Source organism: Pseudomonas sp. S1(2024), from assembly GCF_046557535.1.
Genome location: NZ_JBKGFP010000031.1, coordinates 17,902 through 44,596, shown reverse-complemented (window position 1 = coordinate 44,596; position 26,695 = coordinate 17,902). Strand labels below are relative to the sequence as shown.

The window sequence follows — 26,695 nt, the reverse complement described above, 5'->3', positions numbered from 1 at the left end:
CCACCCCACACCACAATCCCCCTCTCCCGGGGGGCCACGGTCCCCTGTAGGAGTGGCCTTGTGTCGCGATGGGCTGCGCAGCAGCCCCAGAGAACTATGGGTTTACCTGGAACTCAGTGCTCGTCACCTTCCTCATCATCGCCCCCCGCCACATTCATCCCCAGTTCCTTGATCTTGCGCGTCAGGGTGTTGCGTCCCCAACCCAGCAACAGTGCCGCATCGCGCCGACGGCCAGCGGTGTGCTTGAGCGCCGTCTCGATCATGATCCGCTCGAAGCTCGGCACTGCGCTGTCCAGCAGGCTGGTCTGCCCACGCGCCAACGCCTGGTCGGCCCACTGGCGCAGGGCCTGCTCCCAGTTGGTTACCGGTGCGGCGTCCTGTGGCAGGTTCAACAACTCCGGCGGCAGGTCGCCGATCAGCACTTCGCGGCTGGAGGCCATCACGGTGATCCAGCGGCAGGTGTTCTCCATCTGCCGTACGTTGCCCGGCCACGGCAGATTGCGAATGAATTCCTCGGTTTCCGGCTTGAGGATCTTCGGTTCGACCGCCAGTTCCTGGGCGGCGCGGGCGAGGAAGTGGCGGGCGAGGGCAGGGATATCTTCGCGGCGGTCGGCCAGCCGCGGAATGTGGATGCGGATCACGTTCAGGCGGTGGAACAAGTCCTCGCGGAACTTGCCGGCCTGCACCAGCGACTCCAGGTTCTGGTGAGTGGCGGCGATGATGCGCACATCGACCTTGACCGGTACGTGGCCGCCCACGCGATAGAACTCGCCATCGGCCAGCACTCGCAGCAGGCGGGTCTGTGTGTCGGCGGGCATGTCGCCGATCTCGTCGAGGAACAGGGTGCCGCCGTCGGCCTGCTCGAAGCGCCCTCGGCGCAGGTTGGCGGCGCCGGTGAAGGCGCCCTTTTCATGGCCGAACAGCTCGGACTCCATCAGGTCCTTGGGGATGGCTGCCATGTTCAGGGCGATGAACGGTGAGGCCGCACGCGGGCTGTGGCGGTGCAGGGCGTGGGCCACCAGCTCCTTGCCGGTACCGGACTCACCGTTGATCAGCACGGTGATGTTGGAGTGGCTGAGGCGGCCGATGGCGCGGAACACCTCCTGCATTGCCGGTGCTTCACCGATGATTTCCGGGGTGCGCGCCAGACTCTGCGGCACATCCAGCCCTTGTTGCTCCTGGGCGTGCTGGTTGGCGCGCTTGACCAGCGAGACCGCCTCGTCCACATCGAATGGCTTGGGCAGGTACTCGAATGCACCGCCCTGGTACGACGCAACGGCGCTGTCCAGGTCGGAGTGGGCGGTCATGATGATGACCGGCAGGCGCGGGTGCTGCTCACGGATCTGTGCCAGCAGGTCGAGGCCGCTGGTGCCCGGCATGCGGATGTCGGAAATGATCACGTCAGGTTGCTGGCGTGCCAGGCGGCCCATGACGCCATCGGCGCTATCGAAGCTCTGGGTGGTCATGCCTTCCTGTTGCAGGGCTTTTTCCAGGACCCAGCGGATGGAGCGATCATCGTCGACGATCCATACGGTTTCACTTCGGCTCATGAGGCGGTGGCTCCTTGTTCCAGGGGCAGGTAGATCGAGAATGCGGTGTGGCCTGCATGGCTTTCACACTCGATCAGGCCCTGGTGCTGGCTGATGATGTTCTGGGTAATGGCCAGGCCCAGCCCGGTACCGTCCGGGCGACCGCTGACCATGGGATAGAAAAGGGTGTCCTGCAGTTCCGGCGGGATGCCCGGGCCGTTGTCGATGATCTCCACCCTCGCCACAAGGCGATGGCGCACATGGCCGATGGTGAACTGGCGCAGGGCACGGCTGCGCAGGGTGATGCGGCCCAGGCGCAGTTCGTTCTGCGAACTGATCGCCTGCATGGCATTGCGCACGATGTTGAGCACCGCCTGGATCATCTGCTCGCGGTCGACCAATACGTCAGGCAGGCTGGGGTCATAATCGCGCACCAAAGTGATGCAACCCTGGCTTTCGGCCTCGACCAGGCTGCAGACCCGCTCAAGCACTTCGTGGATGTTGGTCATGGCCAGCGACGGCAGCTTGTTCGAGCCGAGCATGCGGTCGACCAGGTTACGCAGGCGATCGGCTTCCTCGATGATCACGTTGGTGTAGTCGCGCAGGCCTTCTTCAGGCAGCTCGCGGGCCAGCAGCTGAGCTGCGCCGCGAATGCCGCCGAGGGGGTTCTTGATTTCATGGGCCAGGCCGCGTACCAGCATCTTTGTGGTTTCCTGCTTGCTCAGCTGGGCCTCTTCCTTGGTGATGCGCAGCAGCCGGTCGCGCGGGTGCACCTCGAGCAGCAGCAGGGTCTGGCCCTGGTGCAGGATCGGCGTAACCGCGTAGTCGACGGTGATGGTCTGCCCGGTCAGCGAGGTGAGCTGCGCTTCGCGCTTGGTGAACGGATGCGCCTGCTCGACCGCCTGGCGCAGCGAGCTGAGCGCTTCGGTCGACTCGGTGAACAGCTCGCTGATGAACTGCCCATGGCTGCGCTGGCCACTCACTGCCAGAAGCATTTCCGCGGCCGGGTTCATGTACTCCAGGCGCAGCTCGGCGTTGAGCAGCAGCGTGGCGGTGGTCAGGTTGTCCAGAAGTAGACGGTGCTGGGCATCGCTGATGGTCATAGGGCGTCGTCGACCTCTTTTGGCGCGTGTCGGGCATGGGCGCGGCCATGGTCGGGCGCGCGGTGGATCCGCTGATTCCAGTCTTTGGGCAAAAAATGCAAGAACCAAACCAAGGCTCCGAAAAGAAGCGGAATTTGCCGATAAAGCCCTGGAAACGGGAAAATTCGCACCAGAATGAACTGATTAAACGGTTCATGTGATCGCTTTTGGGGTGCATTCGGGGGCGTTAGTCCACAGCGCGCACCAATATGGAGCATAGGTGGTTTCAGGGTTTATCGCACAGTTGGCGGGCATTCGGCTTCTGGCGTTGAAAACGCAAGGTCTTCATTGCTTGCGTGGAACACCATGACAGTGGCGGGCTGCCCAGTGGTGTGCCCGCGGTGCACTTCCCCTTGAAGTTCGGCCAGCGTCTGGCCTGCAACCAGGCTTGTCCGCTTGCCGTCGCGGGTTTCCACCTCGAGTCGTCCCTCGGTCAGATAGCCTAGATTGAGCGCCTGGTGACAGTGCCAGCCAAGGGTGGTGTGGGCGGGAATGCTGACTTTCACAAGCGACAGCACTGGTCGTCCTTCGGGGTAATCGAGATAGGGAGTACCGTCCCAACTGCCGGTGGCGCGGTGAAGCACCTGTGACGTTGCCTGGCCTGGCGCGGTGCCATTGCTGGCGCAGCCGGTGAGGAGGGCGGATACGGTAATCATTGCAGGTAGAAGTTTGCGCATGGCGTGATGTCCTTTGACTGAAGGGACGCCTACCCTGCGTGCTGAGGGGGGCGGCGAAATGTCAGCGGCATCTGCCGGTTCTGTATGAAATCGAGGACGCAGCCACGGAAACGAAAACGGCCTCCCGAAGGAGGCCGTTCGTGATCATGTCATCGGCGCGAGGCGCCGATCAGATCAGCAGCTGTAGTACAGCTCGTATTCCAGCGGGTGAACGAAGGTGCGGACCTTGATTTCTTCTTCGCTCTTCAGCTCGATGAAGGCATCGATGAAGTCGTCGGAGAACACGCCGCCCTTGGTCAGGAACGCACGGCCCTTGTCCAGCTCTTCCAGAGCTTCCTTCAGGCTGCCGCAAACCTGCGGAATGTCCTTGGCCTCTTCAGGCGGCAGGTCGTACAGGTTCTTGTCGGCAGCATCGCCTGGGTGGATCTTGTTCTGGATACCGTCCAGGCCGGCCATCAGCAGGGCCGCGAAGGCCAGGTATGGGTTGGCCGATGGGTCCGGGAAGCGAGCTTCGATACGGCGGGCTTTCGGGCTGCCGACGTAAGGAATACGGATCGAGGCGGAACGGTTGCGAGCCGAGTAGGCCAGCATTACCGGGGCTTCGAAGCCTGGGACCAGACGCTTGTAGGAGTTGGTCGACGGGTTGGTGAAGCCGTTCAGGGCCTTACCGTGCTTGATGATACCGCCGATGAAGTACAGGGCGGTGTCGGACAGGCCGGCATAGCCTTCACCCGAGAAGGTGTTCTTGCCGTCTTTCCAGATCGACATGTGCACGTGCATGCCCGAGCCGTTGTCGCCGTACAGTGGCTTCGGCATGAAGGTAGCGGTGCGGCCGTAGGCGTCGGCAACGTTGTGCACGACGTACTTCAGCGCCTGTACTTCGTCAGCCTTCTTCACCAGGGTGTTGAACTTGACGCCGATTTCGTTCTGGCCGGCAGTCGCCACTTCGTGGTGGTGAACTTCGACGGTCTGGCCCATTTCTTCCAGTGCGTTGCACATGGCAGTACGGATTTCGTGGTCGTGGTCGAACGGCGGAACCGGGAAGTAGCCGCCCTTCACGCCTGGACGGTGGCCTTTGTTGCCGCCTTCCACGTCAGCGCCGGTCATCCACGAGCCTTGCTCGGAGAAGATCTTGAACATCGAGCCGGAGATGTCCGACTGGAACTTCACTTCGTCGAAAATGAAGAACTCTGGCTCCGGGCCTGCGAATACGGTGTCACCGATGCCGGTGCTCTTCAGGTACTCTTCGGCGCGCTTGGCAATGGCGCGAGGGTCACGATCGTAGCCCTGCATGCTCGACGGGTCGACGATGTCGCAGGTGATGATCAGGGTCGGCTCTTCGGTGAACGGGTCCAGTACGGCAGTTTCGTCGACCGGCATCAGGATCATGTCGGAGGCTTCGATGCCTTTCCAGCCAGCGATGGAGGAACCGTCGAACATCTTGCCGACTTCGAAGAAGTCGTCTTCCAGTGCATCACGCGCCGGCATGGTCACGTGGTGCTGAGTGCCTTTGGTGTCCGTGAAACGCAGATCAATCCACTTGACGTCATGATCTTTGATGAGTTGAACCGACTTCGACATGTTGTCCTCCGGATGGTCTAGAGCGCGGTGGGCCGCTGCCCTGGAAAAAGGGTGTTGCCGGGCGCGGATAGTCGGCCAAGCTTACCTGCCTCACAAGGGAGCAAATTGCATGCCAGTGCCCGAAAATGGCGAGGGCGGGATAAAAGGGGGCGTTTGCGGGCATCTGGGGGTGGGTTGCTGGGGAAAAGTGCACTCTTAAGATGCGAATTTTGGTAGCAGTGCACCAATAGTGTGCATTGCTTGAGTTATGTGCTTTCTTTGAGGGCCTCATCGCTGGCAAGCCAGCTCCCACAGGTAGGGCGCAGGTCTTGAGAACTGTGGATAGCCTGTGGGAGCTGGCTTGCCGGCGATGAGGCCGGTGCAGGCAATATAAATCCGACCTTCTGTACAAAAGTTGGTCAAATCCTGAGCAATTTCCGCTATAATTCGCGCCCCTCATTTTCGGCAGGCCCTGCGCGCGCTGTTAACCAATGAAACTTATCGTCAAAGTCTTCCCAGAAATCACCATCAAGAGCCGGCCGGTGCGCAAGCGCTTCATCCGCCAGCTCGGCAAGAACATCCGCAACGTGCTCAAGGACCTCGATCCTGAGCTCGTGGTCGATGGTGTCTGGGACAATCTCGAAGTGGTCACCCGCGTCGAAGACGAAAAGGTCCAGCGCGAGATGATCGAGCGCCTCACCTGCACCCCGGGTATCACCCACTTCCTGCAGGTAGAGGAATACCCGCTCGGCGACTTCGATGACATCGTCGCCAAGTGCAAGCAGCACTTCGGCCACCTGCTGGCCGGCAAGCACTTCGCCGTGCGCTGCAAGCGCGGTGGTCACCACGACTTCACCTCGATGGACGTCGACCGTTACGTCGGCAGCCAGCTGCGCCAGCAGTGCGGCGCCGCCGGCATCGAGCTGAAGAACCCGGAAGTCCTGGTGCGCATCGAAATCCGCGACCAGCGCCTGTACGTGATCCATAACCAGCACCAGGGCATCGGCGGCTACCCGCTGGGCGCCCTGGAGCAGACACTGGTACTGATGTCCGGTGGCTTCGACTCCACCGTGGCGGCTTATCAGATGATGCGCCGCGGCCTGATGACCCACTTCTGCTTCTTCAACCTCGGTGGCCGTGCCCACGAGCTGGGCGTGATGGAAGTGGCTCACTACCTGTGGAAGAAGTTCGGCAGCAGCCAGCGCGTGCTGTTCATCAGCGTGCCGTTCGAGGAAGTGGTCGGCGAGATTCTGAACAAGGTCGACAACAGCTACATGGGTGTGACGCTGAAGCGCATGATGCTGCGTGGTGCCGCGCACATGGCCGACCGCCTGGAGATCGATGCCCTGGTCACCGGCGAAGCGATTTCCCAGGTGTCCAGCCAGACCTTGCCGAACCTGTCGATCATCGACTCGGCCACCGACAAGCTGGTGCTGCGCCCCCTGCTGGCCAGCCACAAGCAGGACATCATCGACCAGGCCTACGCGATCGGCACTGCCGACTTCGCCAAGCACATGCCAGAATACTGCGGCGTGATCTCGGTAAACCCGACCACCCACGCCAAGCGCCACCGCATGGAGCATGAAGAGAAGCAGTTCGACATGGCCGTGCTGGAGCGCGCCCTGGAACGCGCCCGGTTGATCTCCATCGACCATGTGATCGACGAACTGGGCAAGGACATCGAAATCGAGGAAGTGACCGAGGCGCTGCCCGGCCAGATCGTCATCGACATTCGTCACCCCGATGCCCAGGAAGACGAACCTCTGGTGCTGGACGGTATCGAAGTCCAGGCCATGCCGTTCTATGCCATCAACAGCAAGTTCAAGCAGCTGGATGCCAACCGCCAGTACTTGCTGTATTGCGACAAAGGTGTGATGAGCCGTCTGCACGCACACCACCTGCTCAGTGAGGGACATGCCAATGTGCGTGTTTATCGTCCGGCATAAGACGCCAGGGCTGTATGGCGGCAGCATCCGCCATCGCCCTCCCGACCACCGGGCCCGCTGAGCCTCAAACCATACATATTCGCCGCCTACACTGGCGGCAACCGAATCCTCTGATCGAGATACAGTTGTGATCGAAAATCTGCGTAACATCGCCATCATCGCCCACGTTGACCATGGTAAAACCACCCTGGTCGACAAACTCCTGCGCCAGTCCGGCACCCTGGAGCGTAACGAGCTCAACGACGAGCGCGTGATGGACTCCAACGACCAGGAAAAAGAGCGCGGCATTACCATCCTGGCGAAAAACACCGCCATCAACTGGAACGGCTACCACATCAACATCGTCGACACCCCCGGCCACGCCGACTTCGGTGGCGAGGTTGAGCGTGTAATGTCGATGGTCGACTCCGTGCTGCTGCTGGTCGATGCCCAGGACGGCCCGATGCCGCAAACCCGCTTCGTGACCAAGAAGGCTTTCGAAGCTGGCCTGAAGCCGATCGTCGTGATCAACAAGGTTGACCGCCCGGGCGCGCGTCCTGACTGGGTTCTGGACCAGATCTTCGACCTGTTCGACAACCTCGGTGCCACCGATGATCAGCTGGACTTCCAGGTTGTCTACGCTTCGGCCCTGAACGGCATCGCCGGTCTGGACCACACCGACATGGCCGAAGACATGACCCCGCTGTACCAGTCGATCGTCGACAACGTACCGGCGCCGAACGTTGACGTCGATGGCCCGTTCCAGATGCAGATCTCCGCTCTGGACTACAACAGCTTCCTCGGTGTTATCGGCGTTGGCCGTATCGCCCGTGGTCGTATCAAGCCGAACACCCCGGTTGTTGCCATCGACACCGAAGGCAAGAAGCGTAACGGCCGTATCCTCAAGCTGATGGGCCACCACGGCCTGCACCGCGTCGACGTTGAAGAAGCCCAGGCTGGCGACATCGTCTGCATCAGCGGTTTCGACGAGCTGTTCATCTCCGACACCCTGTGCGACATGAACCACGTCGAGGCGATGAAGCCACTGACCGTTGACGAGCCGACCGTTTCGATGACCTTCCAGGTCAACGACTCGCCGTTCTGCGGCAAGGAAGGCAAGTTCGTCACCAGCCGTAACATCAAGGAACGTCTGGACAAAGAGCTGCTGTACAACGTTGCACTGCGCGTTGAAGAAGGCGACTCGGCTGACAAGTTCAAGGTTTCCGGCCGTGGTGAGCTGCACCTGTCGGTTCTGATCGAAACCATGCGTCGTGAAGGCTTCGAGATGGCTGTAGGCCGCCCTGAAGTGATCATCCGCGAAGTCAACGGCGTGAAGCAGGAGCCGTTCGAGAACGTCACCATCGACATCCCTGAAGAATCCCAGGGCAAGGTCATGGAAGAAATGGGCCTGCGTAAGGGCGACCTGACCAACATGGCGCCGGATGGCAAAGGCCGTGTACGTCTGGAGTACAACGTACCTGCTCGTGGTCTGATCGGTTTCCGTAACCAGTTCCTGACTCTGACCAACGGTGCCGGCATCCTGACCTCGATCTTCGATCGCTACGACACCATGAAAGCCGGCCAGATGTCCGGTCGCCTGAACGGTGTACTGGTTTCGATCGAGACCGGCAAGGCGCTGACCTACTCGCTGGAAACCCTGCAGGCTCGCGGCAAGCTGTTCATCGAGCACGGTCAGGACATCTACAACGGTCAGATCATCGGCCTGAACAGCCGTGACAACGACCTGGGCGTGAACCCGACCAAAGGCAAGAAGCTCGACAACATGCGTGCTTCGGGCAAAGACGAAGTCATCGCCCTGGTACCGCCGGTTCGCCACACCCTGGAACAGGCCCTGGAATTCATCCAGGACGACGAGCTGTGCGAAGTGACTCCGAAGTCGATCCGCCTGCGCAAGAAGATCCTGGACGAAGGCGAGCGTACCCGCGCTGCCAAGAAAGCCAAGGCTTGATCGTCTAGCTTGAGCTGAAACGAAAACGCCCCCGGTCGAAAGGCCGGGGGCGTTTTTGTTTGTCTGACGCAGGTTTTTGTAGGTGATATCTCAAGCTGATGTAGGTGGCATCTTTCACGGCCTTTTGCGACTTGTGCGCGCTTGTTGTGATGCATAGCGTGAAGTGCTTTCTCGAAGCAGGAAGCATGCACATGAATTACCGTTTAGCGCTGGCCATCCCCTGCCTGATGGCTGGCTTGCAGGCTTGCACCATGCAGGATTGTGCCAGCCTGCGTCCGCAGGATGTTGTCCAGTGCCATATTGGCAAGGTGCGTCAGGCACCCTTGGAAGCCGTATTGCTCGAGCAAGCCTCCGAGCCTGGGTATGCGTTCCGTCGCTTGCAGATGGTTTCGCAGGTTTGGGAACCAGCGCCGGTGGTTGAGCCGCGCCGCTGGGAGCATGATGTCGAGCTGCATATCCCGCACAATGCCGTGCCCGGCAAAGCCTTGCTGGTGGTGAACAACGGTGTACGGTTCGGACCGGCGCAAACCCCGGACTATACCCGCGAGGCATTGCGCGAGGTCGCCCTCAAGGCACGGATGGCCGTGGTCATGATCAGCGATGTGCCCAATCAGTACGTGACCTTCAACGATAACGAGAAGCCCTTGCGCGAGGATGACGCCGTGGCCCATACCTGGGCTCATGCGCTTCGCGGCGCCGCGCCGGAATTGCCACTGCACGTGCCGATGGCCGCGGCGGCAAGCCGGGCGATGGATCTGGCCGAGCAAGAGCTGGCAGGGCAAGGGCTCACGGTGGACCGCTTCATTATCACGGGTGCCTCCAAGCGCGGCTGGAGCGCATGGCTCACGGCATTGGCCGATGAGCGGGTGATGGCCATCGTGCCCAGTGTGATCGACGTCGCGGATACTTCGGACATGCTGGCCGGATTGCGCAAGCGTTATGGTGGTCACTGGCCCTTGGCGCTGGGTTCCTACCAGCAGGCTGGTGTCCTGCAACAGCTGGGCACCCCGGCATTCGAGCGGCTGATGGCGATGATGGACCCGATGCAGTACCTGAACGAGAAAAGGCAGCGTCTGGCCATTCCCAAGTACCTGGTGTCCGCCAGTGGTGACGATTTCTTCGCCCCTGACCCGGTCACCGATTATCAGCAGCGCCTGCCGGGCCAGACCAGCCTCAGGGTATTGCCGAACTCTGACCATGGCGGGGTGCGTCAAGCGGTAGTCAGTACCTTGGTACCTGCAGTGACGCGCCTGCGCGATGGCACACCTTTGCCAAGCGTGCAGGTGTCGGCCAGCGGGTATGCCGGGCAGATGAGCGTCGACTTCTCTGAGCCGCCAGTGGCGGTGAAGGTGTGGACGGCGAGCAACAGCCAGGACCGCGACTTCCGTTTTGCCTGCGGGGTGCGCTACCAATCCGAGACGCTCGCTCCCATGCAGAGCTTCACCCTGCAGCGCACGCCGCCGGCGGTGGGATGGCAGGCGCAGTTCGTCGAAGCGAAGTTTGCTGATGGCTTTATCGCTACCAGCCCGGTCAGCGTGCTGCCGCAGACCTATCCCGAACATCCACCGGCGGAGCAGGGTGGTGCATGCAGGAGCTTTCCCTCTGGCGGAAAGTAGAAATCTGGCTTGGCACATAATTGGCCAGCAGTGGCCGCTTTGCGGCCCTTCGCGGGCTTGCCCGCTCCCACAGGTGTGTCGCTGAGCCCATGATTTGCGCGACCCTTGTGGGAGCGGGCAAGCCCGCGAAGAGGCCCTTGAAGGCTAGCGATCAGCGCCCGACCACCTTGGGCTTGTACGCACAATACCCCGGCCGCGGCCCGACCTTGGGGTGGTTGCGGCAGGTATCCGGCCGCTTGTCATAAATAGTGCACAGCCGGCTTTTACGATCCAGATACAGGCAGTCATCATTGCTCATCCGGGTCAGGGTGAAGATCCCCGACTTCTGGTTGAAGCGTTCGATGATGCCATCCTTCTGCAGGCGCTTGGCGATGTTCTTCGGCGGTTCGTCCTTCTCGAACTCGTCGACCACGCCGATACGGATCAGATCCTTGATCTTCACCTCCACCGGCAGGGTGCAGCAGGTCGAATGGCAGCCATGGCACATGTTGCTGGTGTAGCGCTGCCAGGTCTCCAGGCGGTCGACTTCGGCTGCGGCGATCAGGGTCGTTTTCATCTTTATGGGGTGTATCACGGTCTTGGGGCGCGCGATCATACCGGAATTGTTCAATTTATGAACAACCTTTTGCCGGAATCGCAAAGTGGGCATGAAAACTGCGAACGCTAACTGTCACTCCCTGTCGAAGGGTCTAGGCTCAACAGTCTCCCTCCGTTTTCGTCAACTTGCCCGAGGATGCCGCATGTCCCAGGAACCCAAAGCTCGTGACGCCGAGGTGGCCGAATTTCGCGCCGCTGTACTGGACAAGCTGACCTACGCGGTTGGCAAGGACCCAGAGCACGCCTTCGACCACGACTGGTTCGAAGCCATCGCCCTGGCCGCGCGCGATCACATGGTCGATCACTGGATGGACCACACCCGCCAGGCGTATCGCCGCAGCCAGAAGCGGGTCTATTACCTTTCTCTCGAATTCCTCATCGGCCGGCTGCTGTATGACAGCCTGAGCAACCTGGGCCTGCTCGACATTGCCCGCGACGCATTGGAAGGGCTGAACGTGGACCTGGAGCGCATTCGCCTGCTCGAGCCTGATGCTGCGCTGGGCAACGGTGGCCTGGGCCGCCTGGCGGCGTGCTTCATGGAGAGCATGTCGACCCTGGGCATCGCTGCTCACGGTTATGGCATCCGCTATGAGCACGGGCTGTTCCGTCAGGCCATGGTCGATGGCTGGCAGCAGGAGCAGACCGAGAACTGGCTCGACTTCGGCAACCCCTGGGAGTTCGAGCGCGCCGAGGTGATCTACCCCATCAGCTTTGGCGGCAGCGTCGAAACGGTGCACGACACCCACGGCCAGCAGCGCCAGGTATGGTGGCCGGGCGAGACCGTGCGGGCGGTGGCCTACGATACCCCGGTGGTCGGTTGGCGCGGGGCCAGCGTCAATACCCTGCGCCTGTGGCGTGCGCGGGCGCTGGAAGAGCTGCACCTGGAACGCTTCAATGCCGGCGACCACCTGGGCGCGGTGGCCGAGGTGGCACGGGCCGAAAGCATTTCGCGGGTGCTGTACCCGGCCGACAGCACCGAGGCGGGCCAGGAACTGCGCCTGCGCCAGGAATACTTCTTCGTCTCGGCTTCGTTGCAGGACCTGCTGCGCCGCCATCTGAACATGCACGACAACCTGCTCAACCTGCCGGATGCGGCGGCCATCCAGCTCAACGACACCCACCCGTCGATCGCCGTGGCCGAGCTGATGCGCCTGCTGGTCGACCAGCATGAGATCCCTTGGGATACCGCCTGGGAGCTGACCGTCGGCACCCTGGCCTACACCAACCACACCTTGCTGCCCGAAGCCCTGGAAACCTGGCCCGTTGCGCTGATGGAACGCATGCTGCCGCGGCACATGCAGATCATCTACCTGATCAACGCCTACCACATCGACGCGCTGCGGGCGAAAGGCCTGCACGACTTCGACGTGTTGCGGGCTGTGTCGTTGATCGAGGAAGACAATGGCCGCCGGGTGCGCATGGGCAACCTGGCGTTCCTCGGCTCGCACAGCGTCAACGGTGTGTCGGCGCTGCACAGCAAGCTGATGAAAAGCACGGTGTTCGCCGAGCTGCACAAGCTCTACCCGCAACGGATCAACAACAAGACCAACGGCATTACCTTCCGCCGCTGGCTGTACCAGTCCAACCCGCAGCTGACCGCCATGCTGGTCGAGGCGTTGGGCCCTGAGTTGCTGGACGATCCGGAAGGGCGCCTGGTCAATCTGGTGCCGTTCGCCGACAAGAGCGGCTTCCGCAAGCAGTTCGCCGCGCAGCGCCTGCACAGCAAGCGTGCCCTGGCCAGCATCATCCAGGACCGGCTGGGCGTTACGGTGAACCCCGAAGCGCTGTTCGATGTGCAGGTCAAGCGCATTCACGAATACAAGCGCCAGTTGCTAAACCTGCTGCACACCGTGGCGCTGTACCAGGCCATGCGCAACGACCCCGGTACCGACTGGGTGCCGCGGGTGAAGATCTTCGCCGGCAAGGCCGCGGCCAGCTATCACCAGGCCAAGCTGATCATCAAGCTGGCCAACGACATCGCCCGGGTGGTGAACAACGACCCCACCGTGCGCGGTCTGCTGAAGGTGGTGTTCCTGCCCAACTACAACGTCAGTCTGGCTGAAAGCATCATCCCGGCGGCGGACCTTTCCGAGCAGATTTCCACCGCCGGTTACGAAGCGTCCGGCACCAGCAACATGAAGTTCGGCCTGAACGGCGCGTTGACCATCGGTACCCTGGATGGTGCCAATGTCGAGATGAGCGAGCAGGTGGGTACCGAAAACATGTTCATCTTCGGCCTTACTGCGCAGCAGGTGGAGGCCAGGCGGCGCGACGGTGACTTTGGCGCCAGTGCGGCGATTGCCGCGTCCAGCCGCCTGAACGACGTGTTGCAGGCTGTTCGCAGCGGGGTGTTCTCACCGGACGACCCGTCGCGCTACAGCGCGCTGATCGACGGGCTGGTAGCTCATGACCGTTTCCTGGTGTGTGCCGATTTCGATGCCTACTGGGATGCCCAGCGCCGGGTCGAGGAGCTGTGGCACACGCCGCAGGAATGGTGGCGCATGGCGGTGCTGAATACCGCGCGGATGGGCTGGTTCTCCTCGGACCGGACCATTCGGGAATATGCCAGCGAGATCTGGAAGGCGCTGGATTGAGGAAAAGGGGCCGCTGTGCGGCCCATCGCCGGCAAGCCAGCTCCCACCTCGACCGCGTCGACCTTGAGCCATGTGCAGTCCCTGTGGGAGCTGGCTTGCCGGCGATGGGCTGCACAGCAGCCCCAACCGACCATCGGCTTGGTGCTTGCTGAACTTCAGGGGCCGAAGTCGAGTCTCTTTGCTCGCTAGCCCGCAACTCTCCCTGTAAACTGCGGGGGTTTTTATCCCCCAATCCTTTCGGAGCCATACATGTCCCGCGTTACCCTGAGTCGCTATCTGATTGAGCAGACCCGCAGCAACAATACCCCTGCCGATCTGCGCTTCCTGATCGAAGTGGTGGCGCGTGCGTGCAAGGAAATCAGCCATCACGTGTCCAAAGGCGCCCTCGGTGGCGTGCTGGGCAGCATGGGCACTGAAAACGTGCAGGGCGAAGTCCAGAAGAAACTGGACGTGATTTCCAACGATATCCTGCTGGAAGCCAACGAATGGGGCGGCCACCTGGCCGGCATGGCTTCCGAAGAAATGGACAACGCCTACCAGATCCCGGGCAAGTACCCGAAAGGCGCCTACCTGCTGGTATTCGACCCGCTGGACGGCTCGTCCAACATTGACGTCAACGTTTCGGTCGGCACCATCTTCTCGGTACTGCGTTGCCCTAACGAATACCTGAGCCAGAACGAAACCCTGAACGAAAAAGCCTTCCTGCAACCAGGCACCCAGCAGGTCGCCGCCGGTTATGCCATCTACGGCCCGCAGACCATGCTGATCCTGACCCTGGGCAACGGCGTCAAGGGCTTCACCCTGGACCGCGAACTGGGCAGCTTCGTCCTCACCCACGAAAACATCCGCGTGCCGGAAACTACCGCAGAATTCGCCATCAACATGTCCAACCAGCGCCACTGGGAAGCCCCGGTTCAGCGTTACGTGGGCGAACTGCTGGCAGGCGAGACCGGCCCGCTGAAGAAAAACTACAACATGCGCTGGATCGCCTCGATGGTGGCCGACGTACACCGCATCCTGACCCGTGGCGGCCTGTTCATGTACCCACGTGACGCCCGCGAACCGAGCAAGCCGGGCAAGCTGCGCCTGATGTACGAAGCCAACCCGATGTCCTTCATCATCGAACAGGCCGGCGGCGCCTCCACCAACGGTTACGATCGCATCCTCGACATCCAGCCAGAAAGCCTGCACCAACGTGTGTCGGTAATCCTCGGCTCGAAGGAAGAGGTCGAGCGCGTCACCGCCTACCACAAGGAGTAAGTCATGCTCGCACCTTGGCAGCCGTTGCTGGAGTGGTGGTTCGGTTGGGGCACCAGTCCCCAGGCCGTGGCTGACGAGAAGAGCACGCTGTGGTTCGGCAAGCATCATGATGCCGAGGCCCATGCGCTGTTTGGCGAGCTGGTCGAGCATGCCCTGGAGGGTGGGCTCGACGAGTGGCAGCAAAGCCCGCAGGGCTGGCTGGGCCTGCTGATCCTGCTGGACCAGCTGCCGCGCATGATCTACCGCGACACGCCGCGTGCCTTCGAGGGCGACCGGCGTGCCCAGGTGGTGGCGATGCAGGGTTTGCAGAAGAACTGGGATTACCAACTGCTGCCGATACAGCGGGTGTTCGTGCTGCTGGTTCTGGAACATGCCGAAGTGCTGGACTGGCAGAACCTGTGCGTCGAGCGCTACCAGGTGCTGCTGGACGAGCAACCCGAAGCCAACCGCCGGTTGTTCGAAGGCTTCCTCGACTATGCCGAGCAGCACCAGCGGGTAATTGCCCGTTTCGGGCGCTTCCCGCACCGCAACCTGGTGCTGGAGCGGCCGAGTACCAGCGAAGAGATGGACTTTTTGCTGGAGCCTGGGTCCAGGTTCTGATTCCAGGGTTGGCGGGATCCTTGTAGGAGCAGCCTTGTGCTGCGAAGTGTCCCTCGCTGCCCATGCATCCCTGTTGGCCTTACCGGCCCTTTCGCAGCACAAGGCTGCTCCTACAGTACGTAGGGGCGGCCTTTTTGTTTGTGCGGGGTAATTCTTTGTGATTAATCGCACAGTAGTGGCCATCCGACCAATGGTGTAGGGGTAGAGGAGGGGGAGCAGGGAACCTGGGAGGGTTTTTACCGTCGAAGGTCACTGCAGGCCACTCGCCTGTATCCCCTCTCCAGGAGTGTCCTTCATGTCGTTGCGTTCCCTCGCCCTGTTGTCGCTGTGCGTCGTTCTGACTGCCTGCAGCAAGATCAATCAGGAAAACTATTCCAAGATCAAGGCCGGTATGAACAAGGCCGAGGTCGAGCAGCTGCTCGGCACGCCGACCGAGTGCTCTGGCGCGCTGGGCATGAGCAGCTGCACCTGGGGGGACGAGAAGAGCTTCATCAGTGTGCAGTACGCGGCTGACAAGGTGCTCATGTATTCAGGGCAGGGTCTCAAATGAGGCGCGTGTATCTGCTGATGGGGGTATGCCTGGCGTTGCTGCTGGGCGGTTGTGCCGGCTCCGTGCACGACCCGCTGGCGCCGAAAACCGCGGGCAACATCGACCTCAAGCGCTACCAGGGCAAGTGGTACGAACTTGCGCGCCTGCCAATGCGCTACCAGACCGGCTGTGAGCAGTCCGAAGCGCACTACAACCTCAGGCTCGATGGTAGCCTCGGCGTGCTCAACCGCTGCCGCACCATGGGTGACGAATGGCTGCGCGCCGAGGGGCATGCGAACATCCAGGAGCCAGGGCACACCGACAAGTTGTGGGTCGAGTTCGATAACTGGTTCACCAAGCTGGTGCCAGGGGTGGCGAGGGGCGAGTACTGGATCCTGTATGTGGATGATCGCTATCGCACGGCGGTGGTCGGCAGCCCGGACCGCAAGCACTTGTGGCTACTGTCGCGTACGCCGACGCTACCAGCCTGGGAGCGCGAGAACCTGATGTCCAAGGCCCGGCAGCAGGGTTATGACACCAGTCGGCTGATCTGGCGCGCGTCGGACCAGCAGATCGTCAAGATGCACTGAATTTATGGGGGGCTTCTTGAAACCCCCTACCGACACAGGCCCACTCTTACGGGAGAACCAACCCCCCTGGAGGAGCGGCCTTGTGTCGCGATGGGCCGCAAAGAGGCCCCAATAAACTCACCCCAACAGCTGTCGCAACACCTCGGCAAACGCCAGCGCGCTTTGCTCTTCCTGCGCATGCCGCCCCTGGCGCACCACCCACTGCCCATTCACCATCACATCCCGCACCTGGCGATCGCCGCCGGCAAACAGCCAGCGGTTGAGAATCGCATCCCCATCGGCCATGGCGATGTAAGGGTCCTGCCCATCGAGCACCAGCCAGTCGGCGCGCTTGCCCACGGCCAGTTCCCCGACCGCCTGCCCCAGCGCCTGCGCACCGCCCGCCAGGGCAGCGTCATACAACGTCCGCCCGACCATCGGCTGGTCGCCGCGATACAGGCGGTTACGCCGCTGGTCGCGCAGCCGCTGGCCATATTCCAGCCAGCGCAGTTCCTCCACCACGCTCAGCGACACATGGCTGTCCGAACCAATGCCCATGCGCCCACCCTGCGCCAGGTAGTCCACTGCCGGGAAAATCCCGTCGCCCAGGTTGGCCTCGGTGGTCAGGCAAAGTCCGGCTACCGCGCCGCTGCGGGCCATGGCGGTGACTTCATCCGGCTCTGCGTGGGTTGCGTGCACCAGGCACCAGCGCGGGTCCACATCCACATGCTCGTACAGCCACTGCAACGGGCGCAGGCCGCTCCAGGCCAGGCAGTCGTCGACTTCCTTCTGCTGCTCGGCGATATGGATATGCACCGGGCACTGTTTGTCGCTGGCTGACAGCACTTCGGCGATCTGCCCGGGCGTCACCGCGCGCAGCGAATGGAAGCACAGACCCAGTTGCTGCGCGGGTTGTGCGGCCAGCAGCGGGGCCAGCTGCGCTTGCAGTTGCAGGTACTGTTCAGTGGAATTTATGAAGCGCCGTTGCCCGTCATTCGGGGCTTGGCCGCCGAAGCCTGCGTGGCTGTACAGCACCGGCAGCAAGGTCAGGCCAATGCCGCTGTCGGCTGCAGCCGCGCTGATGCGGTGGGACAGTTCTGCCGGGTCGGCGTAGGCCCTGCCGGCCTGGTCATGGTGCACGTAGTGGAACTCGGCGACCGAGGTATAGCCGGCCTTGAGCATTTCGATGTACAGCTGGCGGGCGATGACCTGCAGCTGCTCTGGACTGATCTGGCCGACCAGGCGGTACATCAGGTCGCGCCAGGTCCAGAAACTGTCGTTGGGGTTGCCGGCGACTTCCGCCAGCCCTGCCATGGCGCGCTGGAAGGCATGCGAGTGCAGGTTGGGCATGCCGGGCAGCAGCGGGCCGGCCAGCCGCTCGGCGCCTTCGGCCGAGGCGCCCGGTTCGATGCGGGCCACATGGCCATCACTGGTGACCTCGATGCGGACATGGCTGGCCCAGCCCGTGGGTAGCAGGGCGCGTTCGGCAAAGTAGGCGGACATCGGTGAAAATCCTGTTATTGTTAACTTGTATATACATATACAGGCGTTTGCCTGCCGGGTAAACTGCGGCAAGCTACCGCTCATTCCATTTGCACAAGGATCCAACGCCGTGCCGACACCTCCTGTCTCCGCGCTGGTTGCCCAGATGGGCGAGGGCCCGGCTCCGCTTTACGCCCGGGTCAAACAGATGATCATCCAGCAGATCGACAACGGCAGCTGGCCACCGCATCACCGGGTACCCTCGGAGAGCGAACTGGTCAGTGAGCTGGGCTTCAGCCGCATGACCATCAACCGCGCGCTGCGCGAGCTCACTGCCGAAGGCCTGCTGGTGCGCATGCAAGGGGTCGGTACCTTCGTGGCCGAGCCCAAGGGGCGTTCGGCGCTGTTCGAGGTCAACAACATCGCCGACGAAATTGCCGCGCGTGGCCACCAGCATAGCTGCCAGGTGATTACCCTCACCGAGGAAACGGCCGGTTCCGAGCGGGCCCTGGCCCTGGACATGCGCGAAGGCCAGCGAGTGTTCCACTCGCTGATCGTGCATTTCGAGAACGGCGTACCGGTGCAGATTGAGGACCGCTACGTCAATGCGGCGATTGCCCCCGACTACCTCAAGCAGGACTTCACCCGGCAGACGCCATACGCCTACCTGTCGCAGGTGGCGCCGCTGACCGAGGGTGAGCACGTGGTCGAGGCAATCCTGGCCGAGCCGGAAGAATGCCGCCTGTTGCAGATCGAGCGGGGCGAGCCCTGCCTGCTGATCCGCCGCCGCACCTGGTCCGGCCGCCAGCCGGTGACCGCCGCGCGGCTGATCCACCCCGGTTCCCGTCATCGCCTGGAAGGACGTTTCAGTAAATGAGTCAGCTGCAGTTGTTGCGTGCGCAGGGCTACCCGCGCATGCCGTGGAAGAATGGTGGCGGTTTCACCGAAGAGATTACCCGCGACAGTGGCGAAGGCCTGGACGGCTTTGGCTGGCGCTTGTCGATTGCCGATATCGAGGAGTCCGGTGGCTTTTCCACCTTCGCCGGCTACCAGCGGATCATCACCGTGTTGCAGGGCGACGGCATGCGCCTGCTGGTGGACGGCCAGGCCAGCCGGCCGTTGCTGCCGTTCGATGCCTTTGCCTTCAGCGGCGAGAGCCAGGTCAGCTGCAAGCTTCTGGGCGGGGCGATCCGTGATTTCAACCTGATATATGCACCGCAGCGCTACCGGGCGCGGTTGCAGTGGTTCGATGGCACCAGCCGTTTGTACAGTTCGGCGTCGACGGTGTTGCTGTTCGCTGCCAGCAGCCAGGTCGAGGTGGGTATTGCCGGGCGTGAGACGCAGCGGTTGGGGTTGTATGACTGCCTGCGGCTGGAGGGCAATGACCAGTTGTTGGGGTTGGATGTGCAGGGGCGGTTCTGCCTGATCGAACTCGTTTCACGTTGAGATAGCCGGGGGCTGCTGCGCAGCCCTTCGCGGGCTTGCCCGCTCCCACAGGTACAGCGCACGCCTTGAAGGCAGTGGAGCTCTCTGTGGGAGCGGGCAAGCCCGCGAAGGGCCGCGCAGCGGCCCCATTTCTTTTGCCATTCAGCGGAAAGGTCCAATTATTTTAGTTGTCCATGCTTGTACATACAAGTAAAGGTGTGTTTGTATATCTACCACGACATACCCGCCCGCGGACGACCGCAGAGGACCTTTCCCGTGACCGACAACAACAAATACCGTGACGTTGAAATCCGTGCCCCACGTGGCAACAAGCTGACTGCCAAAAGCTGGCTGACCGAAGCGCCACTGCGCATGCTGATGAACAACCTCGATCCACAGGTCGCGGAAAACCCGAAGGAACTGGTGGTGTACGGCGGTATCGGCCGCGCTGCCCGTAACTGGGCGTGCTACGACAAGATCGTCGAGACCCTGACCCGCCTGGAAGACGACGAAACCCTGCTGGTGCAGTCGGGCAAGCCGGTCGGCGTGTTCAAGACCCACAGCAACGCCCCGCGCGTACTGATTGCCAACTCCAACCTGGTGCCGCACTGGGCCAACTGGGAACACTTCAACGAACTGGACGCCAAGGGCCTGGCCATGTACGGCCAGATGACCGCCGGCAGCTGGATCTACATCGGCAGCCAGGGCATCGTCCAGGGCACCTACGAAACCTTCGTCGAAGCCGGTCGCCAGCATTACGGCGGCAGCCTGAAAGGCAAGTGGGTACTGACCGCCGGCCTGGGCGGCATGGGCGGCGCCCAGCCACTGGCCGCCACCCTGGCCGGTGCCTGCTCGCTGAACATCGAATGCCAGCAGAGCCGCATCGACTTCCGTCTGGAAACCCGCTACGTCGACGAGCAGGCCACTGACCTCGACGACGCCCTGGCACGCATTGCCAAGTACACCGCCGAAGGCAAGGCCATCTCCGTCGCCCTGCACGGCAACGCTGCCGAAATCCTGCCAGAGCTGGTCAAGCGTGGCGTGCGCCCGGACATGGTCACCGACCAGACCAGCGCCCACGACCCGCTGAACGGTTACCTGCCAGCCGGCTGGACCTGGGAACAGTACCGCGACCGCGCACAGACCGAACCGGCTGCAGTGGTCAAGGCCGCCAAGCAGTCGATGGCCGTGCACGTGCAAGCCATGCTCGATTTCCAGAAGCAGGGTGTTCCGACCTTCGACTATGGCAACAACATCCGCCAGATGGCCAAGGAAGAAGGCGTGGCCAATGCCTTCGACTTCCCGGGCTTCGTGCCGGCCTACATCCGCCCGCTGTTCTGCCGTGGCATCGGCCCGTTCCGCTGGGCGGCGCTGTCCGGTGATGCCGAAGACATCTACAAGACCGACGCCAAGGTCAAGGAACTGATCCCCGACGACGCCCACCTGCACCGCTGGCTGGACATGGCTCGCGAGCGCATCAGCTTCCAGGGCCTGCCGGCACGTATCTGCTGGGTTGGTCTGGGCCTGCGCGCCAAGCTGGGCCTGGCGTTCAACGAAATGGTACGCAGCGGCGAGCTGTCGGCACCGATCGTGATCGGTCGTGACCACCTGGACTCCGGTTCGGTGTCCAGCCCCAACCGTGAAACCGAAGCCATGCGCGACGGTTCCGACGCTGTCTCCGACTGGCCGCTGCTCAACGCCCTGCTGAACACCGCCGGCGGTGCTACCTGGGTTTCGCTGCACCACGGTGGTGGCGTGGGCATGGGCTTCTCCCAGCACTCTGGCATGGTCATCGTCTGCGACGGTACCGATGAAGCCGCCGAGCGTATCGCTCGCGTGCTGACCAACGACCCAGGGACCGGTGTGATGCGTCATGCCGATGCCGGTTACGACATCGCCATCGAGTGCGCCAAGGAGCAGGGCCTGGACCTGCCGATGATCACTGGCTGATCGCCACGCTTTGGATCGCACCCCACAAGGGGTGATACTGAACAACAAGAAGGAGCACGCAGGCACTCACAAACGGGCCTGCGGCTCCACGCGATTGGAGTAGTGAAGTGACCGAATTGACCCTCAAGCCCGGCACCCTGACCCTGGCCCAGCTGCGCGCCATCCATGCCGCGCCCGTGCGCTTGCAACTGGACGCCAGCGCCGCGCCGGCCATCGACGCCAGCGTTGCCTGCGTCGAGCAGATCATTGCCGAAGACCGTACCGCCTACGGCATCAACACCGGTTTCGGCCTGCTGGCCTCGACCCGCATCGCCAGCCACGACCTGGAAAACCTGCAGCGCTCGCTGGTGCTGTCCCACGCCGCCGGTGTCGGCGCGCCGCTGGATGACGACCTGGTGCGGCTGATCATGGTGCTGAAGATCAACAGCCTCAGCCGTGGTTTCTCCGGCATCCGTCGCAAAGTCATCGACGCGCTGATTGCCCTGGTCAACGCCGAAGTCTATCCGCACATCCCGCTGAAGGGTTCGGTGGGCGCTTCCGGCGACCTCGCCCCGCTGGCGCACATGTCGCTGGTGCTGCTGGGTGAAGGCAAGGCCCGCTACAAGGGCCAGTGGCTGCCAGCCACCGAAGCCCTGGCCGTGGCCGGCCTCGAGCCGCTGACCCTGGCCGCCAAGGAGGGCCTGGCCCTGCTCAACGGCACCCAGGCGTCCACCGCCTATGCCCTGCGTGGTCTGTTCCAGGGCGAGGACCTGTACGCCGCTGCCATCGCCTGCGGCGGCCTGAGCGTCGAAGCCGCACTGGGCTCGCGCTCGCCATTCGATGCGCGCATTCACGAAGTGCGTGGCCAGCGCGGCCAGATCGACACTGCTGCCTGCTTCCGTGACCTGCTGGGCGACTCCAGCGAAGTGTCGCTGTCGCACAAGAACTGCGACAAGGTCCAGGACCCGTACTCGCTGCGCTGCCAGCCTCAGGTCATGGGCGCCTGCCTGACCCAGTTGCGCCAGGCCGCCGAGGTACTGGGCATCGAAGCCAACGCCGTGTCGGACAACCCGCTGGTGTTCGCTGCCGAAGGTGACGTGATTTCCGGCGGTAACTTCCACGCCGAACCGGTGGCCATGGCCGCGGACAACATCGCCCTGGCCATTGCCGAAATCGGTTCGCTCAGCGAGCGCCGTATCTCGCTGATGATGGACAAGCACATGTCCCAGCTGCCGCCGTTCCTGGTGGAAAACGGTGGGGTCAACTCGGGCTTCATGATCGCCCAGGTCACCGCTGCTGCCCTGGCCAGCGAGAACAAGGCCCTGTCGCACCCGCACAGCGTCGACAGCCTGCCGACCTCGGCCAACCAGGAAGACCACGTGTCGATGGCCCCGGCTGCCGGCAAGCGCCTGTGGGAAATGGCCGAAAACACCCGTGGCGTGCTGGCCATCGAATGGCTGGGCGCCTGCCAGGGCCTGGACCTGCGCAAGGGCCTGAAGACCTCGGCCAAGCTGGAGCAGGCGCGCCAGGCGCTGCGCAGCGAAGTGCCGCACTACGACCGTGACCGTTTCTTCGCCCCCGACATCGAAAAGGCCGTGGAACTGTTGGCCAAGGGTCGCCTGACCGGCCTGCTGCCGGCTGGTGTGCTGCCAAGCCTGTAATGCCCCCAGGGGCCGCTGTGCGGCCCATCGCCGGCAAGCCGGCTCCCACAGATGGAGATGCGACACACCATCTCTGTGGGAGCTGGCTTGCCGGCGATTGGGCTGTAAGGCAGCCCCCCTCGATCTCACGACCACAAAAACAATTTAAGGACGTGACATGCAACAAGCTCAAGGTCTAAAGCGCGGGCTAAGTGCCCGCCACATCCGTTTCATGGCCCTCGGTTCCGCCATCGGCACCGGGCTGTTCTACGGTTCCGCCTCGGCCATCCAGATGGCCGGCCCGGCCGTGCTGCTGGCCTACCTGATCGGCGGCGCCGCCGTGTTCATGGTCATGCGCGCCCTCGGCGAAATGGCTGTGCACAACCCGGTCGCCGGCTCGTTCGGCCACTACGCCAGCACCTACCTCGGCCCCATGGCCGGCTTCATCCTCGGCTGGACCTACGCCTTCGAGATGGTCATCGTCGCCATCGCCGACGTCACCGCCTTCGGTATCTACATGGGCTTCTGGTTCCCGGAAGTGGCCCGCTGGATCTGGGTGCTGGGCATCGTCTTCCTGATCGGCGGCCTCAACCTGTGCAACGTCAAGGTCTTCGGCGAAATGGAATTCTGGCTGTCGCTGCTCAAGGTCGGCGCCATCGTGGCGATGATCCTGGCCGGCCTCGGCATCATGGCCTTCGGCTTCAGCCAGGTAGGCACCGGGCAGGCCGTGGGTGTCAGCAACCTGTTCGACCACGGCGGCTTCATGCCCAATGGCGTGGGTGGCCTGATCGCTTCCTTTGCCGTGGTGATGTTCGCGTTCGGCGGCATCGAGATCATCGGCGTGACCGCCGGTGAGGCCAAGGACCCGCAGCGGGTCATCCCCAAGGCGATCAACGCCGTGCCGCTGCGCATCCTGCTGTTCTACGTGCTCACCCTGTTCGTGCTGATGTGCCTGTTCCCATGGCCGCAGATTGGCAGCCAGGGCAGCCCGTTCGTGCAAATCTTCAGTAACCTGGGCATCGGCTCTGCCGCCGCGGTGCTGAACATCGTGGTGATTTCTGCCGCGATCTCGGCAATCAACAGCGACATCTTCGGCGCCGGCCGCATGATGTACGGCCTGGCCCAGCAAGGCCACGCGCCGCGCGGCTTCAGCAAGCTGTCGAAGCACGGCGTGCCGTGGATGACCGTTGTGGTGATGGGTGCTGCGCTGCTGATCGGCGTGCTGCTCAACTACCTGATCCCGGAGAACGTGTTCCTGCTGATCGCCTCGATCGCCACCTTCGCTACCGTCTGGGTGTGGCTGATGATCCTGCTCACCCAGGTGGCCATGCGCCGCAGCATGAGCCGTGAACAAGTGGCCCAGCTGCAGTTCCCGGTACCATTCTGGCCATACGGCCCAGCCATGGCCATTGCGTTCATGGTGTTCATCTTTGGCGTGCTCGGTTACTTCCCGGATACCCAGGCGGCACTGCTCGTCGGCGTGGTCTGGGTGGTGTTCCTGGTGGCGTCCTACCTGCTGTGGTGCAAGCCGCGCGCAGGGCAGGGCAAGCCAGTAGCGGAACCGGCCGAGCTGCACCGCTAAGTAAAGGAGTCGATGTATGAGAACCGTCTGGCAGCACTGCCATGTGGCAACCATGGCCGAGGGCCGTTACTCGGCCATTGAGGACGCGGCCATTGTCACCAACGCCGGGCTGATCGAGTGGATCGGCCCGCGCGTCGAGCTGGCGTCGGTCGAGGCCGAACGTACGGTGGACCTGGGCGGCGCCTGGGTTACCCCGGGGCTGATCGACTGCCACACCCACGCGGTGTTCGGTGGCAACCGCAGCGGCGAGTTCGAGCAGCGCCTGCAGGGCGTGAGCTATGCCGAAATCGCCGCACAGGGCGGTGGCATCGCCAGCACCGTGCGGGCCACCCGCGCGGCCAGCGAGGACGAGCTGTTCGCCAGTGCTCGCCAGCGGGTCCAGGCGCTGATGCGCGATGGCGTGACCACCATCGAGATCAAGTCCGGCTACGGCCTGGACCTGGCCAACGAGCGCAAGATGCTGCGTGTGGCCCGGCGCCTGGCCGACGAGTTGCCTCTGGCGGTGCGCGCCACCTGTCTGGCAGCCCATGCCTTGCCGCCGGAATACGTCGGCCGGGCTGATGACTATATCGCGCACATCTGCGATGAAATGCTGCCGGCCCTGGCCGCCGAAGGCCTGGTGGACGCAGTGGATGCCTTCTGCGAACACCTGGCGTTCTCCCCGGCCCAGGTCGAGCGGCTGTTCATCAAGGCGCACGAACTGGGCCTGCCGGTCAAGCTGCACGCCGAACAGTTGTCGTCGCTGCACGGTTCCAGCCTGGCGGCGCGCTACCAGGCGCTGTCGGCCGACCACCTGGAGTTCATGACCGAGGACGACGCCATTGCCATGGCAAAAGCCGGCACGGTCGCCGTGCTGCTGCCGGGCGCGTTCTACTTCCTGCGCGAAACCCAGCTGCCGCCGATGGACGCCCTGCGCCGCCACGGCGTGAAGATCGCCCTGGCCAGCGACCTCAATCCCGGCACCTCGCCAGGGTTGTCGCTTCGGCTGATGCTGAACATGGGCTGCACATGCTTCCGCATGACCCCGGAAGAAGCCCTGGCCGGTGTCACCGTGCACGCCGCCACGGCGCTGGGCCTGGGCGACAGCCATGGCTCGCTGGAAGTGGGCAAGGTCGCCGACTTCGTCGCCTGGCAGATCGAACGCCCCGCCGACCTGGCCTACTGGCTGGGCGGCGACCTGCCCAAGCGCGTAGTGCGCAAGGGCCACGAAATTTCCAATTGAGTGAGGCACGATGGACAAGGTACTGAGTTTTCACCAGGGGCGCCTGCCGCTGCTGATCAGCATGCCCCACGCCGGCCTGAAACTGTCGCCGGCTGTTCGAGACGGCCTGGTCGAGCAGGCGCGCAGCCTGCCGGACACCGACTGGCATATTCCGCGGCTGTATGACTTTGCCCGCGAGATGGGCGCCAGTGTCGTGGCCGCGGAGTATTCGCGTTTCGTCATCGACCTGAACCGGCCGGATGACGACAAACCACTTTACGTCGGTGCCACTACTGGCCTGTACCCGGCCACACTCTTCGATGGCGAGCCATTGTTCAAGGACGGGCTGGTGCCGACAGGCGAGGAGCGCAAGCAGTATCTGGAGCAGATCTGGCGCCCCTACCACGACACAATTCGTCGTGAGCTGGCACGGCTGCGCGAGCAATTCGGCTACGCCCTGCTGTGGGACGCCCATTCGATCCGTTCGCTGATCCCGCACCTGTTCGACGGCAAGCTGCCGGATTTCAACCTGGGTACCTTCAACGGCGCCAGCTGCGACCCGGCTCTGGCCGAACAGCTGAAAGAGGTCTGTGCCCAGGCCCAAGGCTACAGCCACGTGCTCAATGGCCGCTTCAAGGGCGGGCATATCACCCGGTATTACGGTGATCCGGCCAACCACATCCATGCGGTGCAGCTGGAGCTGGCGCAGAGCACCTATATGGAAGAAGCCGAGCCGTTCGATTACTGCGAAAACCTGGCACGACCGACACAGGAGGTGTTGAAGCAGCTTCTGCAGGCGCTGCTGGACTGGGGCCAGGCGCGTTACGGGCGGTGAAGTTCACCGGTGAGAATGGCGACGCGATGCAGGT

General features: G+C 62.9%; 21 protein-coding genes. 15 read left to right on the top strand and 6 right to left on the bottom strand.

Annotation, left to right across the window (positions count from 1 at the left end; translation table 11 throughout):
• Window positions 1–113 precede the first annotated feature (113 nt).
• The 4 genes from ntrC to glnA form a co-directional block, all read right to left on the bottom strand.
• Complete coding sequence (gene ntrC / locus ACLCGK_RS09825; RefSeq protein WP_013974578.1) at window positions 114–1,550, bottom strand: nitrogen regulation protein NR(I); 1,437 nt, start codon at window positions 1,548–1,550, stop codon at window positions 114–116.
• Complete coding sequence (gene glnL, locus ACLCGK_RS09820) at window positions 1,547–2,632, bottom strand: nitrogen regulation protein NR(II) (RefSeq protein WP_013974577.1); 1,086 nt, start codon at window positions 2,630–2,632, stop codon at window positions 1,547–1,549. The genes ntrC and glnL overlap by 4 nt, the downstream gene beginning before the upstream one ends.
• 272 nt (window positions 2,633–2,904) lie before the next feature.
• Entirely contained in the window at window positions 2,905–3,348 is a 444-nt protein-coding gene (locus ACLCGK_RS09815) for a cupin domain-containing protein (RefSeq protein WP_015272116.1), read from the bottom strand.
• A gap of 174 nt (window positions 3,349–3,522) precedes the next feature.
• Window positions 3,523–4,929 (bottom strand): type I glutamate--ammonia ligase, encoded by a 1,407-nt coding sequence (gene glnA, locus ACLCGK_RS09810; RefSeq protein ID WP_015272115.1) that lies wholly within the window; start codon window positions 4,927–4,929, stop codon window positions 3,523–3,525.
• Window positions 4,930–5,399: 470 nt separating this feature from the next.
• Between glnA and thiI the strand changes: the two genes are divergently transcribed.
• The 3 genes from thiI (at window position 5,400) to ACLCGK_RS09795 (ending at window position 10,418) form a co-directional block, all read left to right on the top strand.
• Complete coding sequence (gene thiI / locus ACLCGK_RS09805) at window positions 5,400–6,854, top strand: tRNA uracil 4-sulfurtransferase ThiI (RefSeq protein ID WP_013974574.1); 1,455 nt, start codon at window positions 5,400–5,402, stop codon at window positions 6,852–6,854.
• A 127-nt stretch (window positions 6,855–6,981) separates the two neighbouring features.
• Window positions 6,982–8,802, top strand: a complete 1,821-nt coding sequence (typA, locus tag ACLCGK_RS09800; protein WP_013974573.1) for a translational GTPase TypA — start codon at window positions 6,982–6,984, stop codon at window positions 8,800–8,802.
• A 191-nt stretch (window positions 8,803–8,993) separates the two neighbouring features.
• On the top strand, window positions 8,994–10,418 hold the full coding sequence (locus ACLCGK_RS09795; RefSeq protein WP_410951903.1) for a PhoPQ-activated pathogenicity-related family protein: 1,425 nt from the start codon (window positions 8,994–8,996) through the stop codon (window positions 10,416–10,418).
• Window positions 10,419–10,569: 151 nt separating this feature from the next.
• On the opposite strand, the gene ACLCGK_RS09790 is transcribed toward ACLCGK_RS09795, so the two are convergent.
• Window positions 10,570–10,974, bottom strand: a complete 405-nt coding sequence (locus tag ACLCGK_RS09790; protein WP_003259873.1) for a YkgJ family cysteine cluster protein — start codon at window positions 10,972–10,974, stop codon at window positions 10,570–10,572.
• A gap of 184 nt (window positions 10,975–11,158) precedes the next feature.
• On the opposite strand from ACLCGK_RS09790, the gene ACLCGK_RS09785 reads away from it, so the two are divergent.
• The 5 genes from ACLCGK_RS09785 to ACLCGK_RS09765 all read left to right on the top strand — a co-directional run bounded on the left by ACLCGK_RS09785 (window position 11,159) and on the right by ACLCGK_RS09765 (window position 16,588).
• Entirely contained in the window at window positions 11,159–13,609 is a 2,451-nt protein-coding gene (locus ACLCGK_RS09785; protein WP_410951902.1) for a glycogen/starch/alpha-glucan phosphorylase, read from the top strand.
• Window positions 13,610–13,858: 249 nt separating this feature from the next.
• The gene (locus tag ACLCGK_RS09780; RefSeq protein ID WP_013974568.1) at window positions 13,859–14,869 is read left to right on the top strand and encodes a class 1 fructose-bisphosphatase; all 1,011 of its coding nucleotides are present in this window, start codon (window positions 13,859–13,861) and stop codon (window positions 14,867–14,869) included.
• A gap of 3 nt (window positions 14,870–14,872) precedes the next feature.
• Window positions 14,873–15,469 carry a DUF924 family protein gene (locus tag ACLCGK_RS09775; RefSeq protein WP_410951901.1) on the top strand — a complete coding sequence of 199 codons (597 nt, stop codon included), beginning with the start codon at window positions 14,873–14,875 and terminating at the stop codon, window positions 15,467–15,469.
• 295 nt (window positions 15,470–15,764) lie between these two features.
• Window positions 15,765–16,019 carry an outer membrane protein assembly factor BamE gene (bamE, locus tag ACLCGK_RS09770; protein ID WP_003249234.1) on the top strand — a complete coding sequence of 85 codons (255 nt, stop codon included), beginning with the start codon at window positions 15,765–15,767 and terminating at the stop codon, window positions 16,017–16,019.
• Window positions 16,016–16,588 carry a lipocalin family protein gene (locus ACLCGK_RS09765; RefSeq protein WP_003259870.1) on the top strand — a complete coding sequence of 191 codons (573 nt, stop codon included), beginning with the start codon at window positions 16,016–16,018 and terminating at the stop codon, window positions 16,586–16,588. Before bamE ends, ACLCGK_RS09765 begins: the two co-directional genes overlap by 4 nt.
• Window positions 16,589–16,705: 117 nt before the next feature.
• On the opposite strand, the gene ACLCGK_RS09760 is transcribed toward ACLCGK_RS09765, so the two are convergent.
• Window positions 16,706–18,070 (bottom strand): formimidoylglutamate deiminase, encoded by a 1,365-nt coding sequence (locus tag ACLCGK_RS09760; protein ID WP_024087842.1) that lies wholly within the window; start codon window positions 18,068–18,070, stop codon window positions 16,706–16,708.
• Window positions 18,071–18,215: 145 nt separating this feature from the next.
• On the opposite strand from ACLCGK_RS09760, the gene hutC reads away from it, so the two are divergent.
• From hutC to hutG, 7 genes are all read left to right on the top strand, one after another.
• Entirely contained in the window at window positions 18,216–18,926 is a 711-nt protein-coding gene (gene hutC, locus ACLCGK_RS09755; RefSeq protein WP_013974563.1) for a histidine utilization repressor, read from the top strand.
• Window positions 18,923–19,495, top strand: coding sequence for a HutD family protein (locus tag ACLCGK_RS09750; protein WP_013974562.1), 573 nt, complete (start codon window positions 18,923–18,925; stop codon window positions 19,493–19,495). Before hutC ends, ACLCGK_RS09750 begins: the two co-directional genes overlap by 4 nt.
• A 255-nt stretch (window positions 19,496–19,750) precedes the next feature.
• Entirely contained in the window at window positions 19,751–21,424 is a 1,674-nt protein-coding gene (hutU, locus tag ACLCGK_RS09745) for a urocanate hydratase (protein ID WP_410951900.1), read from the top strand.
• A gap of 107 nt (window positions 21,425–21,531) precedes the next feature.
• Entirely contained in the window at window positions 21,532–23,064 is a 1,533-nt protein-coding gene (hutH, locus tag ACLCGK_RS09740) for a histidine ammonia-lyase (RefSeq protein WP_003259868.1), read from the top strand.
• A 157-nt stretch (window positions 23,065–23,221) separates the two neighbouring features.
• On the top strand, window positions 23,222–24,625 hold the full coding sequence (locus ACLCGK_RS09735; RefSeq protein ID WP_023663049.1) for an amino acid permease: 1,404 nt from the start codon (window positions 23,222–23,224) through the stop codon (window positions 24,623–24,625).
• Between the two features lie 16 nt (window positions 24,626–24,641).
• On the top strand, window positions 24,642–25,847 hold the full coding sequence (hutI, locus tag ACLCGK_RS09730) for an imidazolonepropionase (RefSeq protein ID WP_410951899.1): 1,206 nt from the start codon (window positions 24,642–24,644) through the stop codon (window positions 25,845–25,847).
• A gap of 10 nt (window positions 25,848–25,857) precedes the next feature.
• Window positions 25,858–26,661 carry an N-formylglutamate deformylase gene (gene hutG / locus ACLCGK_RS09725; RefSeq protein WP_410951898.1) on the top strand — a complete coding sequence of 268 codons (804 nt, stop codon included), beginning with the start codon at window positions 25,858–25,860 and terminating at the stop codon, window positions 26,659–26,661.
• Window positions 26,662–26,695: the final 34 nt, after the last annotated feature.

What these genes read in the sequence shown, in the direction of transcription:
- ACLCGK_RS09785 (WP_410951902.1), top strand. Translation starts at nt 11,159, where the DNA reads ATGTCCCAGGAACCCAAAGCTCGTGACGCCGAGGTGGCCGAATTTCGC.
- ACLCGK_RS09795 (WP_410951903.1), top strand. Translation starts at nt 8,994, where the DNA reads ATGAATTACCGTTTAGCGCTGGCCATCCCCTGCCTGATGGCTGGCTTG.
- ACLCGK_RS09750 (WP_013974562.1), top strand. Translation starts at nt 18,923, where the DNA reads ATGAGTCAGCTGCAGTTGTTGCGTGCGCAGGGCTACCCGCGCATGCCG.
- ACLCGK_RS09735 (WP_023663049.1), top strand. Translation starts at nt 23,222, where the DNA reads ATGCAACAAGCTCAAGGTCTAAAGCGCGGGCTAAGTGCCCGCCACATC.
- ACLCGK_RS09815 (WP_015272116.1), bottom strand. Translation starts at nt 3,348, where the DNA reads ATGCGCAAACTTCTACCTGCAATGATTACCGTATCCGCCCTCCTCACC.
- glnL (WP_013974577.1), bottom strand. Translation starts at nt 2,632, where the DNA reads ATGACCATCAGCGATGCCCAGCACCGTCTACTTCTGGACAACCTGACC.
- ACLCGK_RS09790 (WP_003259873.1), bottom strand. Translation starts at nt 10,974, where the DNA reads ATGAAAACGACCCTGATCGCCGCAGCCGAAGTCGACCGCCTGGAGACC.
- hutG (WP_410951898.1), top strand. Translation starts at nt 25,858, where the DNA reads ATGGACAAGGTACTGAGTTTTCACCAGGGGCGCCTGCCGCTGCTGATC.
- thiI (WP_013974574.1), top strand. Translation starts at nt 5,400, where the DNA reads ATGAAACTTATCGTCAAAGTCTTCCCAGAAATCACCATCAAGAGCCGG.
- ACLCGK_RS09780 (WP_013974568.1), top strand. Translation starts at nt 13,859, where the DNA reads ATGTCCCGCGTTACCCTGAGTCGCTATCTGATTGAGCAGACCCGCAGC.
- hutC (WP_013974563.1), top strand. Translation starts at nt 18,216, where the DNA reads ATGGGCGAGGGCCCGGCTCCGCTTTACGCCCGGGTCAAACAGATGATC.
- hutI (WP_410951899.1), top strand. Translation starts at nt 24,642, where the DNA reads ATGAGAACCGTCTGGCAGCACTGCCATGTGGCAACCATGGCCGAGGGC.
- ACLCGK_RS09760 (WP_024087842.1), bottom strand. Translation starts at nt 18,070, where the DNA reads ATGTCCGCCTACTTTGCCGAACGCGCCCTGCTACCCACGGGCTGGGCC.
- ACLCGK_RS09765 (WP_003259870.1), top strand. Translation starts at nt 16,016, where the DNA reads ATGAGGCGCGTGTATCTGCTGATGGGGGTATGCCTGGCGTTGCTGCTG.
- bamE (WP_003249234.1), top strand. Translation starts at nt 15,765, where the DNA reads ATGTCGTTGCGTTCCCTCGCCCTGTTGTCGCTGTGCGTCGTTCTGACT.
- glnA (WP_015272115.1), bottom strand. Translation starts at nt 4,929, where the DNA reads ATGTCGAAGTCGGTTCAACTCATCAAAGATCATGACGTCAAGTGGATT.
- ACLCGK_RS09775 (WP_410951901.1), top strand. Translation starts at nt 14,873, where the DNA reads ATGCTCGCACCTTGGCAGCCGTTGCTGGAGTGGTGGTTCGGTTGGGGC.
- ntrC (WP_013974578.1), bottom strand. Translation starts at nt 1,550, where the DNA reads ATGAGCCGAAGTGAAACCGTATGGATCGTCGACGATGATCGCTCCATC.